Annotated in this window: 13 protein-coding genes; 2 read left to right on the top strand and 11 right to left on the bottom strand. The window is 67.7% G+C overall.

What is annotated here, in order from left to right; genetic code table 11:
- Window positions 1-201: 201 nt before the first annotated feature.
- From ACSHV8_RS41230 to rpmH, 11 genes are all read right to left on the bottom strand, one after another.
- The gene (locus ACSHV8_RS41230; protein WP_436525109.1) at window positions 202-1,602 is read right to left on the bottom strand and encodes a hypothetical protein; all 1,401 of its coding nucleotides are present in this window, start codon (window positions 1,600-1,602) and stop codon (window positions 202-204) included.
- Window positions 1,603-2,902: 1,300 nt separating this feature from the next.
- Window positions 2,903-3,535 carry a hypothetical protein gene (locus ACSHV8_RS41225; protein ID WP_436525107.1) on the bottom strand — a complete coding sequence of 211 codons (633 nt, stop codon included), beginning with the start codon at window positions 3,533-3,535 and terminating at the stop codon, window positions 2,903-2,905.
- 606 nt (window positions 3,536-4,141) lie between these two features.
- Window positions 4,142-4,774, bottom strand: coding sequence for a VC0807 family protein (locus ACSHV8_RS41220; protein WP_436525105.1), 633 nt, complete (start codon window positions 4,772-4,774; stop codon window positions 4,142-4,144).
- 371 nt (window positions 4,775-5,145) lie between these two features.
- Window positions 5,146-6,210, bottom strand: a complete 1,065-nt coding sequence (locus ACSHV8_RS41215; RefSeq protein ID WP_436525103.1) for a ParB/RepB/Spo0J family partition protein — start codon at window positions 6,208-6,210, stop codon at window positions 5,146-5,148.
- Window positions 6,207-7,280 (bottom strand): ParA family protein, encoded by a 1,074-nt coding sequence (locus ACSHV8_RS41210; protein ID WP_436537162.1) that lies wholly within the window; start codon window positions 7,278-7,280, stop codon window positions 6,207-6,209. Before ACSHV8_RS41210 ends, ACSHV8_RS41215 begins: the two co-directional genes overlap by 4 nt.
- Before the next feature lie 945 nt (window positions 7,281-8,225).
- A complete protein-coding gene (rsmG, locus tag ACSHV8_RS41205) occupies window positions 8,226-9,248 on the bottom strand; it encodes a 16S rRNA (guanine(527)-N(7))-methyltransferase RsmG (protein ID WP_436525101.1) in 1,023 nt (340 codons plus the stop codon).
- A gap of 175 nt (window positions 9,249-9,423) precedes the next feature.
- Window positions 9,424-10,038 (bottom strand): protein jag, encoded by a 615-nt coding sequence (locus ACSHV8_RS41200; protein ID WP_436525099.1) that lies wholly within the window; start codon window positions 10,036-10,038, stop codon window positions 9,424-9,426.
- Between the two features lie 136 nt (window positions 10,039-10,174).
- On the bottom strand, window positions 10,175-11,206 hold the full coding sequence (yidC, locus tag ACSHV8_RS41195; protein WP_436525097.1) for a membrane protein insertase YidC: 1,032 nt from the start codon (window positions 11,204-11,206) through the stop codon (window positions 10,175-10,177).
- 1 nt (window position 11,207) lies between these two features.
- Window positions 11,208-11,465, bottom strand: coding sequence for a membrane protein insertion efficiency factor YidD (gene yidD / locus ACSHV8_RS41190; RefSeq protein WP_436525095.1), 258 nt, complete (start codon window positions 11,463-11,465; stop codon window positions 11,208-11,210).
- The gene (gene rnpA, locus ACSHV8_RS41185) at window positions 11,462-11,818 is read right to left on the bottom strand and encodes a ribonuclease P protein component (protein WP_436525093.1); all 357 of its coding nucleotides are present in this window, start codon (window positions 11,816-11,818) and stop codon (window positions 11,462-11,464) included. The genes yidD and rnpA overlap by 4 nt, the downstream gene beginning before the upstream one ends.
- Before the next feature lie 36 nt (window positions 11,819-11,854).
- Entirely contained in the window at window positions 11,855-11,992 is a 138-nt protein-coding gene (gene rpmH / locus ACSHV8_RS41180) for a 50S ribosomal protein L34 (protein ID WP_436525091.1), read from the bottom strand.
- 589 nt (window positions 11,993-12,581) lie between these two features.
- Between rpmH and dnaA the strand changes: the two genes are divergently transcribed.
- Window positions 12,582-14,435 carry a chromosomal replication initiator protein DnaA gene (dnaA, locus tag ACSHV8_RS41175; protein WP_436525089.1) on the top strand — a complete coding sequence of 618 codons (1,854 nt, stop codon included), beginning with the start codon at window positions 12,582-12,584 and terminating at the stop codon, window positions 14,433-14,435.
- Window positions 14,436-16,043: 1,608 nt separating this feature from the next.
- Window positions 16,044-17,177, top strand: a complete 1,134-nt coding sequence (gene dnaN, locus ACSHV8_RS41170; protein WP_436525087.1) for a DNA polymerase III subunit beta — start codon at window positions 16,044-16,046, stop codon at window positions 17,175-17,177.
- Window positions 17,178-17,180 lie beyond the last annotated feature (3 nt).

Raw genomic sequence — 17,180 nt, 5'->3', positions numbered from 1 at the left:
TTGTGGCTGGTCCGCTTGGGCGGTCATTCGCCCCCATCCCATCTTTCTGTCAGCTCCTGCCGGCAGCTGGCCGCGCCGCTTACTAGGCGGCTGGCTGCCGGGCTGGCTGTACCACTGCTCTTCCAGCCCGCCTTTGTCTGGACGTGAAACGGCCGCCATCTCTGGCGGCCGTTTCACGTGAAACATCGAAATCTGGTGTGGCTAGGGCTCGATGTTGCCCGCGCCCGCGGCGGTGCCGCCGGCTCCGGTGCTGAGTACGCCCGTGCCGACGAATCCGGTTCTGGTTGAGCCGCTCTGGGTTTGCCCGTGGGCGGCGCTGGGTGTTCCGGGTTGGGTTGAGCGGGCGGGATCGGAATCCGTTGCTGCGGTTGCGGTGGTCTCCCGGTCCGGCCCGTCATCGGTCGGGTTGCCGGGCTGGCCGGCTGAATCCGAGGGTGTGCCGGTCGTCCAGCGATCTTGCGCCGGGTGATGAGTGGCGTTGTCGGTGTACTCGGGCGCCGCGCCTACCGGCTCGTGGGGCGGGATCTGTTGGCGGGGGATGGTGGAGGCGGCGTCGGCCAGAAGGGGGTTCGCTGGCGGGCTGCCGGCCGAGGGGTCATCGACGTGTCGTGCCCAGGAACCCGGCGAACCGGCCCGGGAGTCGCCCAGCGTTTCTGGGCGGGGGCTTTCGTCTTGGTCTCGGCTTGGGCTTTCCGCGCGTTCCGCGGCCGTCGCGCCGCTCAGGTATTCCGCGCCGCCACTGCGTCCCGTGTGTTCCGGGCTCGCTCCATGTTCGGAGTACTCAGCGCCGACTCCGCGGTCCGAGTGTCCTCCCGCATTGGCTCCGCTTGCCGAAGCCGTCGCGCTGGCTCCGCCTGCCGAAGCCGTCGAACTGGCTTCGCCTGCTGGGGCTGTCGCGCTGGCTCCGGCCGCCGAGGCCGTCGCGCTGGCCGCGCCCGCCGAGTTCCCCGTGCCATCCGCAGTGGCGGCCGAACTCTCAGCGCCGTCCGCATTCGAGCCCGGGACGTTCAAAGTTCCCGAAGACTCCCACTCGATGTGGGCCGGCTCCGCGATCGCCTTGCCGCCGAAGTCCGCGAGCCAGGCCGCGACAAGTGCGAGGTTCTCTCGCCACTTCTGTTCGGGGATGACCGGCAGTATGTCGTCCCAGAGCGAAAGGAACGTTCCGCGCAGCTGCAACCTCCCATACGGCCGCGCCAGGAACCACATGTGCAGGTGCGCCGAACCGTCGCCCCACCGATTCACGTGAACCCGAGCCACATCGTCGAGCGAGCGGATCGAGCGTTCGAGCCGCACCGTCATCACACCGAGCTCGGCGGCCAGGAGGTTGGGCAGGTCGCCGAGGTCGAGATGCGACCGGCACTCCAGGATCAAAACCATCGGGAGTCCCGTAGGCCGATCCATTGCCCGGACTCGCCAACGTTCCGAGACCCAGATGTACGCATCATCGGGCGTCCCGCAGGCAACGCAATCCGCCCCGTCCTCACCACTTCGCGGCGGCTCGACTTCCACAGGCGGGGCGAGCTTCTTGACCCGCATGTCGCCTTCAAAAGGGAAGGACGGCCAGCGGGTGAAGTCGGGCAGGGGGGCGGTGTTCTCGGACACGACGTGACCTTAGCCCAGGTCAGGACGGGCTGTCCCGGGTCAATTTCGCACGATCGTGGGTATCGCCTGAGACGCCCCGCACCAGGGCCCCGATCCTGATCTCGCCGGCGCGTTCGCAGCGCCGATATGTCGACCATCGTGAGCGCGTGTTTCTCCACACACCCACCGCTAAGTTATCCACAGAAGTTATCCACAGCCCCACCCGTTTCACGTGAAACGCGACGTAGAACGCTTGCAGGCCCTGTGGATAGCGCAGTGGACAACTCCCAGGCCATCAACGTGGTTTCACGTGAAACGGGTCTCAGCCGGTTGCCAACACCTCAAACTCACAGCCTGTGGATAGTGGCGGCCGCCCATGCGATCCCCAGCCAGAAAGTCGGCGCAGGGCCCCACTTCGGCACTTCAAAATCGCCTACCGGCGCGTCGCACCACCAGTCCGTCACCCTGGCGGCGCCATCCGATCCAAACGCCCCTACGGGCCGAATACCTCCCAGCCGGCCTTGACACCGATCACGCCCATCTGGGTTCCGCTCTGCCGCGCGCGCGTGTCCGTCTCGCCCTGTGTCGGGTCTCGCCCCGCCACGCGCCCCACGTCGATCTCGCTCCACCACATCCGGGCGCCGGCCTAGCTCTGCCGCACGCCTCACCTCGGCCTCGGTCTGCCACATCCTGGTGGCGCCCGTCGGCAGTGTGGAGTCGCCGCGGGTCTCCCCACTCCAGCTGCCCCGAGCTGGGCGACGCCGGATGGGTCCTAAGTCCGTTGGCCGGGCGAGTCGAAAGGCTACGCCGGCAGGGGAGCGTCGAGCCGAAGCGGGATTTCGGCCAGGGCCGGGCCGGGTCGGGTCGGGTCGGGCCGGGCCGACCAACGGCTGGCGACCAAGATGTGGGCCCTCCATCCGGCTGGATCGGACAGCCAACCCCAGGCACCCCGCTGCAGCGTCCCTAAAGAGTCCGTTTCACGTGAAACGCACCCTGGGTGTTCAGCCCTACAAAAGGGTCGCGCCCAACGGCCCGGGCTTAGGTGCGTCGGATGCGCGTTTCACGTGAAACGGGGCCGGGATGCAGCTGTTCTGAGTGATTCGACGGATGCCCGCTTGCGGGAAATACACACCAGCTCCCGCCCCGAGCTGTTGGGCCGTTTCACGTGAAACGGCCCAACAGTCTCAAGGCCCATGTTCGGGCTCGTACCTCATGTCACAGCCACCGACGTAAGCCGGCGGGGCTCCGAGTGAGGATTGAGGGGCAGAGTTGCGGGTGAAGGTCGGGACTACAGATGAGGGTCGGGATCAGAACTGAGGGATCAGGACTGAAGACGGTGAAGGCGATCCTGCCATTCCGTGACCGCCGCGGCTGCTGCGATGCGATCTTCGGCGGTGGCAGTCGGGTCGGCCAGGGTCTGCTGGTACGCCTCCCGCGCCGCCTCCAGGTAGACCGTCGCCCCCTTGATCTCCAACTCGCGGTGGAACGCGCCCGGATCACCGGCCTCAAGATCTGACTGACGCTGCAGAGCCGCCTCAAGCTCATACGCCACGATCCGGCGCTCAAGGTCGGACGCCGTCACTTCCAACTGCAGCTGTTGGTACCGCAAGGTAGCCGCATCCACAGCGTCCTGCGCGGCCGTCAACTCGGAAGCCGACGGCGTGTACTTCGGGGCCGCGCTGGCCTGCCTCCGCTGAGCAGCCGGCTGGCCCGACACCGGCTCCTCCGCGTCAACCGTCTCCCCGGAATCAGAGGGTTCAGCGTCCTCCGTCGGCGCTGCAGATTCCACACCTGCGCCACTGCCGATCACCGGCTCGGCCGCACCTACGCACGCGCCCTGGGCAACCAACGCAAGATCCGTGATTCCCGCCGCGAATACAGGCGACGCCGATTCCGCGTCATGAACCGCCGACCCCACGCCAAGAGGCACCGCTCCCGCGTCGGGAATCACCAAGCCTGCGCCAAGAGGCACCGCTCCCGCGTCGGCAACCATCGGGCCCGCGCGATGAACAGCTGATCCCGCAGAGAGAACCGGAGACCGAGTCGAGTCGCCGGCCTCCGCTTCGGCGCATGCGGTAGAGCCGATCCGGAAGGCGGCCACCGCAACTCCGCCCCCGACCAGGGCCACGCCCGCAACCGCAAGAACCGCCCACCTCGCCCATCCGTCAGGGCCAGACGACGAGGCGTACGCCGATGATCTGTCTTCGAAGAGAGCATCGAGCGCCGACCACGAGCCAGCCACCGACCGAACGGAACCATCGTCGGGCTCGTTCAACTGATCAACCATGACCCACCCGGAGAAAGCTCGGACGAAGCTCAAAAGAAGCCATCACCGCAGCAGGTCGGCCGTGGCCCCGAAAACCTGAGCCCCGAACAGCACAAGTGCCGGCCCGCGCGAGAAACGCACGGCCGGCACACGGCGCAGTCCGAAAGGAACAGGGGGAGTGAGGGGGCAAAAGAGCGAGGGCAGGGAGCGACAGGGCGAAAAGGTAGCCGAGCAGGGAGCTGGAAGGGCGGAAGATCAGACGGAGTTAAGGGAGCAGGCAGAGAAGGCAGAGCCTCAGGCGATGGCCAGCGCACCCACCGCAGCCCGCTTACGAGCGGCAATGTACCGAGCGTTCCACCCGATCAGCAGCGTGAAGGTAATGACGGTCAGCACCGTCGACAGCCCGACCATCACATCAACCGGAAGCAGGTAAACGAGCGCAGCCCGAACTACCGCCTCCACCAGCCAGCCGGCACCCCAGACCACCGAAGCCACCCGATGCCCCCGCCGCACCGCAGGATTGCTCGCATACTCAGCCGCGAGGTCGGCCGCCTTCGCCGGCATGAAGCTCTGCTGCGCCGAGAGCGTCAACGGCTTGCTCCCACGGAGCCCGGTGATCAGGAACAGCGATCCGATCACCGCGGACAGCACCGAGTGCTTGATCAGCAGGAAGCGCGGATCCCCGGTCAGCAACGTGAAGAGCAGCCCCACCCCGAACAGCGCGCCCATCACCATCGAGAAGTAGTTGACGGTACGGCTCCGAACCGCGACCCACACGAGACGGGCGCCGGCCGCGAGGGTTCCGGCGAGGAGCGCGGTCGTGTCGTCAGCCCCGAGGGCATGCAACCCGTAGTAGGTGATCACGGGCAGACCAAGGTCCGCGACCATCGAGCGAATCATGGCGGTGGTGCCGGCGTCGAGTCGCATCGCAGTTCTCCTAAAGAGCCGAGAGATCAGGGAGCCCGAAGATCGCAGAGCCCGAAGCGGGCCGAGAGATCCACGAAGGCCGGAAGATCAAGGGAGCCGAGAACCAAGTTCAGCGGCGATGGATAAATCTTCGCGCCGAGGCCCTCTTTCACGGGACGACCGAGCCACGGAGAGCGGCTGTCAACCACTCGATGGACAGTCACCCCGCCGGACCCGCAAAAGCCGCCAAAGGTACATCCGAAAGCCCGGCCGTCCCACACACCGGCCGTCCCGAAATCCCAGGAGAATGGCTCTGACAGAACCGAAATGGCGCCCAGAAAACGAAGAAGGCGCGCGTTCAGAGAACGCGCGCCCACCCGAACCCAGCCGGTCTACTCCTCGGCTTCGGCCCGAGCCCCTTCTTCCTCGACCCCGATCATGCTCACTATCCGCTCAAGGTCATCCACGGTCGCGAACTCGATCGTGATCTTGCCTTTGTTCCGACCGATGTCGACCTTGACCCGAGTGTCGAACCGGTCCGACAGCCGCTCGGCCAGATCGTTCAGAGCCGGCGCGTGCACCTTGGCCCGCCGAGCCGGTGACGCCTTCTTCGCCGTCGGCCCGTCGATCTCGGCCATCTTGACGATCTCTTCGGTCGCCCGGACTGACAGGCCTTCTTCGACGATCCGCTTGGCCAGGTCGCCTTGAGCCTCGGCCCCGTTCAACCCGAGCAGTGCCCGGGCGTGCCCGGCCGACAGCACTCCGGCCGCGACCCGACGCTGCACCGGTGCCGGCAGGTTCATCAGCCGGATCGTGTTGGAGATCTGCGGACGACTGCGCCCGATCCGCCGGGCGAGTTCCTCGTGCGAGACCCCGAACTCTTCGAGCAGCTGCGAGTACGCGGCCGCCTCTTCGAGCGGGTTCAGGTTCGCCCGGTGGATGTTCTCCAGCAGCGCGTCCCGCAGCATGGCGTCGTCGGGCGTGTCCCGGATGATCGCCGGGATCGTGTCTTTGCCAACGGCCTGAGCCGCCCGCCACCGACGCTCGCCCATGACCAGTTCGTACCGGCCGTCGCCGAGTTCCCGAACCACGATCGGCTGCAGGAAACCGATCTCCTGGATGGAGATCTTCAGCTCCTCAAGAGCTTCTTCGTCGAAGACGTGCCGCGGCTGCTTGGCGTTCGGCTCGATGGACCCGACGGGCAGCTCGGCGAACCGGGCACCCGGAACCGGGGCGAGCTCGTTCTCCAGGGGGAGCGAGGGAGCCAGCGCCGGAGCCGGGATGGACGGGCCGGCTTGGGGGGAGGGCAGCCCATCGGGCGCGACGGCAACCGCCGCACTCGGAACCGCCGACACCGGGGCGATCTCCGAGCCGTTTTCCAACGGCTCGGCGGCAGGTGCCGTGGGGATCAGTGCTCCCAGGCCTCGGCCCAGGCCTCCCCGCGGACGGTTCTTCATGCCGTGCCTCCCGTGTTGACCCCACGCATCGCGATCTCCAGAGCCGCCTCGAAGTAGCTGGTCGCGCCTCTTGATCCCGGATCGTAGGTCATCACCGACTGGCCGTAGCTCGGAGCCTCCGACACGCGCACGTTACGGGGAATCACCGCGTTCAGAACCTTGGTTCCGAAGTGGTTCCGGACGTCCTGCTCCACCGCGTCGGCCAGACGGGTACGCCGGTCGTACATGGTGAGAAGGATCGTGGAGACGTCCAGGGTCGGGTTCAGGTGTTGCCTTACCAGGTTGATGTTGTTGATCAGCTGGTTGAGGCCCTCCAGCGCGTAGTACTCGCACTGGATCGGAATCAGCACCTCCTGCGCCGCGCAGAGCGCGTTGACCGTCAGCAGGCCAAGCGACGGCGGGCAGTCGATGAAGACGTAGTCGAACTTCTCCGGGTGACCAGCGATCGCGCGGGCCAGGCGGGACTCACGGGCCACCACCGAGACCAGCTCGATCTCGGCGCCGGCCAGGTCGATCGTGGCCGGCACGCAGTAGAGGTTCGGAATGCCCTCGACGGCCTGGGCCACTTCGGCCAGCGGCACGTTGTCGATCAGACAGTCGTAGACGTCCGGCACGCCGGCATGGTGCGGCACGTTGAGACCGGTGGAAGCGTTGCCCTGCGGGTCCAGGTCGACCACCAGAACCCGGTTGCCGTGAAGCGCGAGCGCCACCGCCAGGTTCACCGTGGTGGTCGTCTTCCCGACGCCACCCTTCTGGTTGGCGACGCAAATCACCCGCGGGTGGTCCGGGCGCGGCATGATGATCTCGCCGCTCGGGTTGAGGATCTGCACAGCTCGCAACGCTTCCATGGCCAGGGGCGGATCGTCCTCATCCCCGCCCGGCGTTTCACGTGAAACATGCTCGTCGGGCTGAACCGACACACCGGGAGTGGGGATTCCGGCCGAAGTGGGGGCAGCGGAAACCTGCCCGACCGCTGGTGCACCCGATCGTGGCGATGGCGCGGGCCCACGGAAGTCATCCGGCTGATGTGGCGTCGGAACGCCGTACCCGTAGGTCGAGCCGGAGGCCATCGGCTGGTAGCCGCCGGGACGCGGCTGAGGAACGCCCTGGTCACCGGCGTGTGGTCCGCTCGCGCTCACTCCCGACGGCCGGTCGAGAGGCGACTCGGTTTCACGTGAAACACCGTACTCATGCACCGCTTTATCCCTGTTGGCTAGGAACGGGTCGGCCGGCGAAACGTGTGTCCCGGCGGGAGAGATCCGGTCCACACTATCGACGCCTGGCCAGCCTACGGCCGCCGGGCGAACGTCGCCATGTTCGTGCACAGGATGAGTCGAGCGCAACGCCGCATTGTTGTCCACAGGTGCGTCGACAAACACCATCACGCCCGACACAAGGCGCAAATCGCCTCCATAACCCGAGACCACCGACGGGTCCAGGTCATCCTTTTGCTCGCGGTCCGCTTCCGACAAAGACCCCGACAAGCCATTTCCCGTACGGCCATTGCCGGCGCGCGTATCAGCCAGCGAAGTCCCGCCCAGCGACTCGTTCAGCACAGGCTTCCGTCCATCCGCCGCACGACCACGCGACTCAGCGGCGCCCGGGGCGGCGGCTGACGCCGTACGTCCGGGTGTGAATGTTTCCCGTGAAACATCGCGTTCCGCTGAGGCGGGAGCAGCGCTCGCTCCAGAGCGCCGATCGGGCGCTGCCGACCTCGAACGTGGGGAACGGCCACCACGTTCATCGGCAGAGCGGTTCGGCATGCGAGCTTTGGCGCTCCGCGGATGTGCGGGGACCTCACCGCCGAGACCGCGCGAACCGTCAGTCGGCGCGTGCGAGCGTCCGCGCGACCCCTCAGCGGGCGGCTGCGGGCCGAGCCCCGGTGGGGCCGACGCCGACCCGCCACGTCCGGAACGGTCCGGCTCACGGGACTGCTCCGGACGTACGTCCAAAGTTTTTGATGGGTCAGGGCGCGTATCGCGCGCATTCCGCTTCCTCGCACCCCGCCGGCCCATCTAACCCCTCCGTGGGTTCCCCCGTCCGCCGTCGCGACCGTCACCAGCCGCCCGACCACCGGACCCTCCGGCCCGGCCACCTTGACCGAACCGCCCGCCACCACTACCGCCCTGCCCGGCTCGTCCGCCGGAACCACCCTGCCCAGAGCGGCCATCGCCACCGCCCTGACCGACCCCACCGCCCTGACCAAAACGACCGTCGCCACCGCCCTGTCCGGAGCGGCCATCGCCACCACCCTGCGCCGGACGGCCGCTTGAACCGCTGCGGCCGGACCGACCCCCGGCACCACCGCGATCCCCGGAGGAACCGCCGGACCGACGACCCGAACCACCGCCGCGGCTCCGATCGGACCCGGCGCCACCGCGCCCGACCTTGACTTCCCGTTCCTTGACGATCTCCACCACCGTCGCCGGCGGGTCGATCAGCCCCACTCCGCAGAGCCGAAGCTCCGGCGGCCCGCCGCCCAGCCGCGCGATGGCGGCGCCGTGCTCACCGATCTCCTCCTCCGCGGACGCCCCCTTGAGCGCCAGCAACCTGCCTCCGACCGCGGCCAGCGGTAGGCACCATCCGGCCAGCCGGTCCAGTGCCGCCACCGCTCGCGCCGTGACGATGTCCGCCCCGCCGACTTCGCTCACGACTTCTTCGGCCCGTCCGCGCACGACCGTGACGTTGTCCAGGTCGAGCTCGTCGACCACCTCGTCGAGGAAGGCGGTACGCCGGGCCAGCGGCTCGACCAGCGTGATCCGAAGATCAGGACGGGCCACTGCCAGCACGATACCGGGCAAACCGGCACCAGAACCCACGTCCACCACGGACGCCCCGAAAGGGAATAACTGGGACATAACTCCGCAGTTGACCAGGTGTCTTTCCCACAGCCGGGGCGTCTCCCGAGGGCCGATCAGACCCCGCACCACGCCCTCGGTCGCCAGCAACTGAGTGAACCGCCCGGCCAGCTCCAACCGGTCACCGAAAACCTCGGCGGCCACGGCCGCGATCTCGTCCGGAGGCCGCCGCACATCCACGGTCGAAAGATCAAGCGGCTCGGGGGACGAGCCGGCGCCGGGGGAGAGTCCCGGCCGCGACGCATACGACGCCGCCGGAGAAGACGCCGCGGAAGAAGGGGCCGGGAAAGAAGACGGCCCGGGCGTCGAAACACCCGGGCCGACCTCCCCCGCGCCAAAGCGAGGGTCAGTCATCTCAATCCGCCACACGAACCACGATGCGCCGGTTCGGCTCCACGCCCTCGGACTCGCTCTGCACGCCCGGAATAGCGTTCACCACGTCGTGCACGCACTTGCGCTCGAACGCCGACATCGGCTCCAGCCGCACCGCGTCACCGTGCTCCTTGACCTTCTCGACGGCGTTGCGCGCCACCGCGGCCAGCTCCTTGCGCCGGGCCGCACGGTACCCGCCGATGTCCAGGAGCAGCCGGCTCGGCGATCCGGTGGCCCGGAAGATGGCCAGACGGGTCAGCTCCTGCAGCGCCTCCAGCGTGGCACCGCGCTGCCCGACCAACGGCTGCAGCCGGCCGCCGACCACCTCGACCATCGGCCGACCGGCCGAGACCAGTTCGTCGATGTCGCCGTCGTAGTCGAGGATGTCCAGCAGCCCCTCGATGTAGTCCGCGGCGATCTCGCTCTGCCGGAACAGGTCGCTGTCCGAGGCGACGCTCTCCGACTTCTTCACCTCCGTGGAGGTCTCCTCCGCCGGCGTGGCGGCCGCGGCACCGGAACTGGCCGAAGCAGCGGATGCAACCGATTCCGAAACCGGAGCGGAGGCGTCGGAAGCAGGGGGAGTACTGGTGTCGGTCACGGTTCATCTCCGTTGTCATTCGTCCGGACCGAGATCGGTCCGCTGTTTCCCGCGCCGCCGACTCGCGTACGCGTCGCGGGGAGGTCTGTGGCAAGGGGAGCGCGCGGGGTCCGGTGAGCCGGGCCCCGCGCCGCGATCATCCCTTGGGTTTGTTGGCCGGCCGGGCGCCCTTCTTCGGATTCACCGGTTTGGCGCCCGGCTTCGGGGCGAGCGCCTTGGTGTCAACGACCGGCGCGGGCTCCTCGACGGTGTTCTTCCGGCCGAAGAGTCCACCGCTGCGGCCGGGCTGCACCGGGTTCTTCGCGCCCTTGATGTCGCCGGCGGTCGCGTTGGCCGGGCGGGTACCGGAGCCGGTCTTGGCGCCGGCCATCTGCGGCGGCGGGAACTTGCGCAGCACCCACTGCTGCTGGCCGAGGGTGAACAGGTTGTTCGTCACCCAGTAGATGACCACACCGATCGGGAACAGCGAGCCGGAGATGAGCAGCGAGAACGGGATGCCGTAGAGCATCAGCCGCTGGATCATCTTCTGCTGCGGGTCCTCGGCCCAGCCGGTCTTCAGGATCATCTGGCGGCTGGTGAGGAACGTGGTGGTCATCATCAGCAGGATCAGGATGGCGGCCAGGATCTTGACCGTGGTCCCGTTCGCGCCCAGGGCGGCGAGCTCGGCCGGGGTGGAGCCGAACTTGGCACTGATCGGGGCGTTGAACAGGTGCGCACCGGACGCGCTGGTGAACTGCTCCAGCGACCAGCCGTAGATCGTCTTCAGACGGTCCGGCAGGTTCGGGTTCAGGTGGCGCAGCACGTGGAAGAGGCCGAGGAAGACGGGGATCTGCAGGACCATCGGAAGGCAACCCATCAGCGGGTTCGCCTTCTCGGTCTTGTAGAGCTCCATCATTTCCTTCTGGAGCGTCTCCCGGTCGCCCTTGTGCTTCTCCTGCAGGGCCTTGACCTTCGGCTGCAGCGCCTGCATGGCGCGCTGGCTCTTGATCTGCTTGACGAAGACCGGGAACAGGATGACGCGGAGCGTCACCACCAGGAAGAAGATGGAGAGGACCCACGACCAGTTGGTGCCGAGCACACGGTCGTCCGGAATCCCGATCGCGTCCCAGAGGGCATGCCAGCGAAGGAGGATCCACGAAATGGCGTAGTAGATCCAGTCGAGACTCAATCTAATCTCCAGTCACATCGGCAGGACGGTGACGGATCGGGTCAGGCACCGGGTCGTACCCGCCAGGGTGGAAGGGATGACAACGTAGGAGCCGCCAGATCGCCAGGCCTGTCCCTCGCAAGGCGCCGTGCCGCGCCAGGGCCTCCTGGGCGTACGCGCTGCACGAGGGATAGAACCGACAGCGGGCCGGCAACGCCGGACTCAAGTATCGACGGTACGCGACGACTGCGCCGGTCAGGATGCGGGCAGCCAGGCTCATCGCGGCCGCCGGGGGCGCCGGGCGGACGCCAGCGCGCCCTCGAGATCCGTGGCGAGATCGGTGAACCCCGCCTGAGCGGCTGGCGGCAGCGCCCGCACCACCAGCGAAGCGCCTGGTGGGAGGTCGGCCAGCAGGGGCCGGACCAGGTCACGCAGCCTGCGCTTGACCTTGTTCCGCACCACCGCGTTGCCCACGGCTTTGGATACGACGAAGCCGGCGCGCGCCATCGTGGCGTGCGCCGGCTCCTCGATAAGCAGGTGAACGACCAGGGTTCCACGACCGGCGCGACGGCCACCGCGGATCGCTGCGGCGAACTCCGCGCTACGCCGTAGGCGTTGCGCCTCGGCCAGCACGACTACCTGGACATTCCGACCCGGCTAAGTGTCGGCTCAGGCCGACAGCGTGCCGCGGCCCTTGCCACGACGGGCGGAAAGGATGGCGCGCCCGGCACGGGTGCGCATCCGCAGCCGGAAGCCGTGGGTCTTGGCGCGCCGGCGGTTGTTCGGCTGATAGGTGCGCTTGCTCACGTCAGAACTCCGTCTTCAACTACGTCAGGGGGCATCCAGCTGCAAGACGCCACTTTATCAGAGCGCGGCGGAGCAACCGCTCAACCCTACGCAGGGCTGTTGCAGCGGTCAACCATATCCTGGGTCGGCACGTCGACATGCGGGAACCCGGGAACCACCAGCAGGTCTTTCCACGCACAAAGTGAATCTTTTCCTGCGTACGGGCGGCGGTTGCCTGGGACGGCGGTTGTAGTCCCCGGGCAGGCGCTGTTAGCGTGCGCGGTTGCTGGTCTTACCCGGCCGTTCGCATACCGCGAAGCAGCGGCCAAAACCGGACAAGCAGGTGGATCGTTCGCCACGGTGAGCCTGTTTCAAGCCCGCGCCGCTACAGGCTCCGGTGAATCTGCCGACCGACCGGCCGGGAGCGCCATCGGCACCTCCATGGGTTGTGGATAACCTGTGGATAGCCGGTGGCGCCGTGCGTGTTCAGCGCGTTAACTGTGCTGGGGTTGGGGGAGCCGATCGGCCGCCTGCACGGGCGCCGACAGGCACAGAGGAAGGCCGGACACAAGGTCCACCGGGGGTCGGTGGCGATGGGGGTGGCGCGGCGGTGGCCGATCAGGTCGACCTGGGCTTGCTGTGGCAGGACACGCTCAGCGAATTGTCCGAGGAGATCGCTTCACGGCAGCAGCGTGCCTATCTCCGGTTCACCCGTCTGCGGGCGATCGTTGAGGACACCGCGCTGTTGTCGGTTCCGGACGCCTACACCCGGGACGTGATCGAGCTGCGCCTGCGGCCGGCGATCACCGAGGCACTCACCCGCAGGCTGAATCGACCGATACAGGTCGCTGTCACGGTCCGCCCGCCCGAGGACGGCACCGGCATGCCCGGCACCGTCTACGGCACCCCGGTGGAGGAGGCGTCCGAGCCGCCGGCCCGCGAACCGCAGCCGCTGCACTACGCCGACTCGCCGCGCAACCCGGACCCTAGGCCGTACCAACCCGAGCTTCCGGCCTATCCGCCCGAGCCGCCGTCGTACCAGCAGTCGGCCTTCGGCCCGCCGGACCGCGCCCCCGAGCCGTACCCGACGGGTTCCGCACAGCATTCCTCGCCGTCATCGCCGTACTCCCGGAACGTCCCGGGCAATCGCGACGGCCAGGAAGCGCTCTTCGCCGACCCGATGCCGCCCGCCCAGCAGCACAACCGTCCGGCCCCGGCCCGAGCGCCGGAACGAGGTCCCGAGCGCGAGATGCCGCCCGCGCCGAACGAGGCGTCCGCCCTGCGGATGCCCTCCGACCAGGCCCATCTGCGGGACAACCAGCGCCACGACGACCGGCGCGACGACACGATGCCGATGCGCGGCGACAACGGTCCCGGCCGTCCGCAGGTCGATCTGCGCGGCCCCGGCGCTTCGCCGCGCCCGGGTGGCAACGACGGAAACCGGCTCAACCCGAAGTACATGTTCGAGACGTTCGTCATCGGCTCGTCCAACCGATTCGCGCACGCGGCATCGGTCGCGGTGGCCGAGTCACCGGCGAAGGCGTACAACCCGCTGTTCATCTACGGCAGCTCCGGGCTGGGCAAGACCCACCTCCTGCACGCCATCGGTCATTACGCAACCACCCTGGGGCATGCACGCTCCGTGCGCTATGTCTCGACCGAGGAGTTCACCAACGATTTCATCAACAGCCTGCGGGACGACAAGACGCAGGCGTTCCAGCGCCGCTACCGGGACGTCGACATCCTGCTGATCGACGACATCCAGTTCCTGGAGAACCGTGAGCGGACGCAGGAGGAGTTCTTCCACACGTTCAACACGCTCCACAACGCGAACAAGCAGATCGTCATCAGCTCCGACCGCTCGCCGCGCCAGCTGGCGACGCTCGAGGACCGGATGCGCACCCGCTTCGAGTGGGGACTGCTCGCCGACATCCAGCCGCCGGACCTCGAAACACGCATCGCGATCCTGCAGAAGAAGGCCGCGCAGGAGCGCATGTACGCGCCCGACGACGTCCTGGAGTTCATCGCGTCCCGGGTCTCCAACTCGATCCGCGAACTCGAGGGCGCCCTCATCCGGGTGACCGCGTTCGCCAGCCTCACCCGCTCGCCGGTGCAGCTCTCGCTGGCCGAGGAGGTCCTGCGCGACTTCATGCCCGACGGTGCCGGCCCGGAGATCACCGCCGACCAGATCATGGTCTCGACCGCGGACTACTTCGGGGTCTCACTGGAGGATCTGCGCGGACACTCCCGGAGCCGGGTGCTGGTCAACGCGCGCCAGGTCGCCATGTACCTCTGCCGCGAGCTGACCGATCTCTCCCTGCCGCGCATCGGCCAGGCCTTCGGCGGACGCGACCACACCACCGTCATGCACGCGGACCGCAAGATCCGACAACACATGGCGGAGCGCCGATCCCTCTACAACCAGATCGCCGAGCTCACCAACAGAATCAAACAAAACACCTGATTTGGGTACGGAGTGAGCACCGTCCCGTAGAACCGCCTCAGCGCGGCCGAGCCCCTCGGGCCCGGCCGCGCTTCTTTGTCCCCAGGCCGGGCCGAACGCGGCCCGCGCAGGACAGGCCGGCCGCCCACCAGGCCGAACACCGCATCTCCGGCCGCACCAGGCGCGCTCGCCCGCTGCCGGCCGCCTCTGCCACCTGCCACTGCCACCCGCCACTGCCACTGCCGCCGCCATCGCGGTCGCCATCGCGGTCGCCTGTCTCGGTCGCCGGGTGGTCCGGCAAGGTGCGCGGTCGGGCAAGCGGAATAAGGAGGCGGCGGGGTGAAGGAGTCGAGTGGGGAAGGTGTGGACGCGCGGGGAAGGTGTGGACAACCGAGCCGTTCGCCCGATGACAGCGGTTGTGTACAGGCCGGTGAGGCAGGCCCGGGTAGGGCGGTTTCCCACAGGCACGTGTCAACGGGGCTGAACTGGGAGAACAGGTGGATCCACATCTTTATCCACGGGTTTTTCGCTAGTTACCCACAGATCTGTCCCCAGATTTAGGCCTGACCTGGGGAAATCGGCATCCTTGTATGTCTACTTTTTTGTGCGGTCGAGGCGAAGTTGTCAACGTCGGAACGGGTCAGTTTCGTGCCAACGTTGTCCACAGTCATCCACAGGCGTCCACAGGGTTTCTCCCCAGACAGTGGATATCTTTTCGCCCGTTCACCACAGATGTGGACAACTCCTGGGGAAATCGATGTGGACAAACACAGAGAGTTATCTGCTAGTCCACTGCCTGTGGACGGCTGTGGATTACCTGTTGAAGGTTCTGGGGACGACGAGCCGGTTGCGTTCCGGCGTTGTCCACAGGGCAGGGGACAACGCCGGTGGATTACCGGTGGATAGCCGGTGGATAACGGTGGACAACCCTGCTCGCCGGCAGTGGCTGTGGACAGGAGGGCCTGGTTGTACCCCGGTTTCCCACATGTGAATCACCGGTGGATAACCCTCTCACCAGCGGAAACGCGGGTTCTCCACAGAATGCACAGGACCTATGAAGACGACTAGATATTTCTCTAATAGATCAAAAAGAAATCATCAGCGTGTGGAAGGTTGGCTGGGAGGCTCGCGGAGCGCTCGGGGCTGAGGCCTTGAAAACCCGCATCAGGAGCAGAGGCAGGTGCCAAGACCTTCGAGTCGTTGAACCTCAGGTCGCTGACGCTCGGGCCGTTGAGGACCGGTAGCCCCCATGCCTCGGCAAGCCATCCGAGCCCACACCCGTCCTGCTGACCGTCAGGCTTCGCCCAGGAGCGTCAAGAGGGAGTGGACGCGCCCTTCCGGGTCGGTGGAGAGTTAGCACCCATGAGCGTCGCTGCCTCGCCGCGCACGCTCGCACCGAGCTTCAGCACCGATCGGCGCCGGATCGGCCGAGTTCAGTCGGAAGGGCGTCAGCACCGGAAGGCGTCGGCGTTTCGCTTCTCCGGCCGAAGCAAGGCAAGGTAGGTCCGTGCCGTACGGCTCGGCGGGCCCCGCCTGCCGCACCCGGGGCCGGGCACACGTGTAACTGGTCAGCGCCATAGAGTTTCAGTGGGCTCCACGCCCCGTAGAGGAAGCATCGCGGAGGACAGCATGAAGTTCCGGGTGGAGCGAGACTCGCTCGCCGAGGCCGTGGCCTGGACGGCCAAGAGCCTGCCCAGCCGGCCGTCAGTGCCGGTGCTCGCCGGTGTCCTGCTGCGAGTGACCGACGGCCGCCTGCAGGTCTCGGGGTTCGACTACGAGGTCTCCAGTCAGGTCTCCGTCGAGGTCCAGGCCGACGCCGACGGCGCCGCGCTGGTCTCCGGCCGCCTGCTCGCCGAGATCACCAAGGCGCTGCCGGGCAAGCCGGTCGACATCGCCGCCGTGGGTGCCCACCTCGAGCTCGTCTGCGGCAGTGCGCGTTTCACCCTGCCCACGATGCCGGTGGAGGACTATCCGACCCTCCCGGATATGCCGTCCAGCGCGGGGACCGTCGACGCCGCTACGTTCGCCTCAGCGGTCTCGCAGGTGGCCATCGCCGCCGGGCGTGACGAGACGCTGCCGATGATGACCGGCGTGCGCCTGGAGCTGAACGGCACGAAGATGGCCATGCTGGCCACCGACCGCTACCGCCTGGCCATGCGCGAGATCGACTGGAACCCGGACGACCCGGACATCAGCCTGAACGCGCTGGTCCCGGCGAAGACGCTCAACGACACGGCCAAGGCGCTCGGCCCGGCCGGTGGCTCGGTCACCCTGGCCCTGGCTCAGGGCAACGCCGGCGAGGGCATGATCGGCTTTGCCGGTGGCGCCCGGCGCACGACCAGCCGCCTGCTCGACGGGGCGAACTACCCGCCGGTCCGCTCGCTCTTCCCGACCTCGCACAACGCCGAGGCCCGGATTAGCGTGTCCGCCCTGGTCGAGGTGGTCCGCCGGGTCGCCCTGGTGGCCGAGCGCACCACCCCCGTGCTGCTCAGCTTCAGCGAGGACGGGCTGGTGGTCGAGGCCGGCACCACCGAGGAGGCGCGCGCCAGCGAGGCGATGGAGGCCGCGTTCACCGGTGAGGCGCTGACGATCGGCTTCAACCCGCAGTACCTGATCGACGGTCTGCAGAACCTCGGCGCACCCACCGCGCTGTTCTCGTTCGTCGACGCGTTCAAGCCCGCTGTGATCTCGCCCGCGGGCGAAAGCGGCGAAATCATCCCGGGATACCGCTATCTGATCATGCCGATCCGGGTAACGCGCTGATAC

It is taken from the genome of Actinoplanes sp. HUAS TT8, from assembly GCF_051380535.1.
Taxonomy (GTDB): domain Bacteria; phylum Actinomycetota; class Actinomycetes; order Mycobacteriales; family Micromonosporaceae; genus Actinoplanes.
Note: the sequence above shows the minus strand (reverse complement) of the source record. Positions and strands in the feature narration are given on the sequence as shown.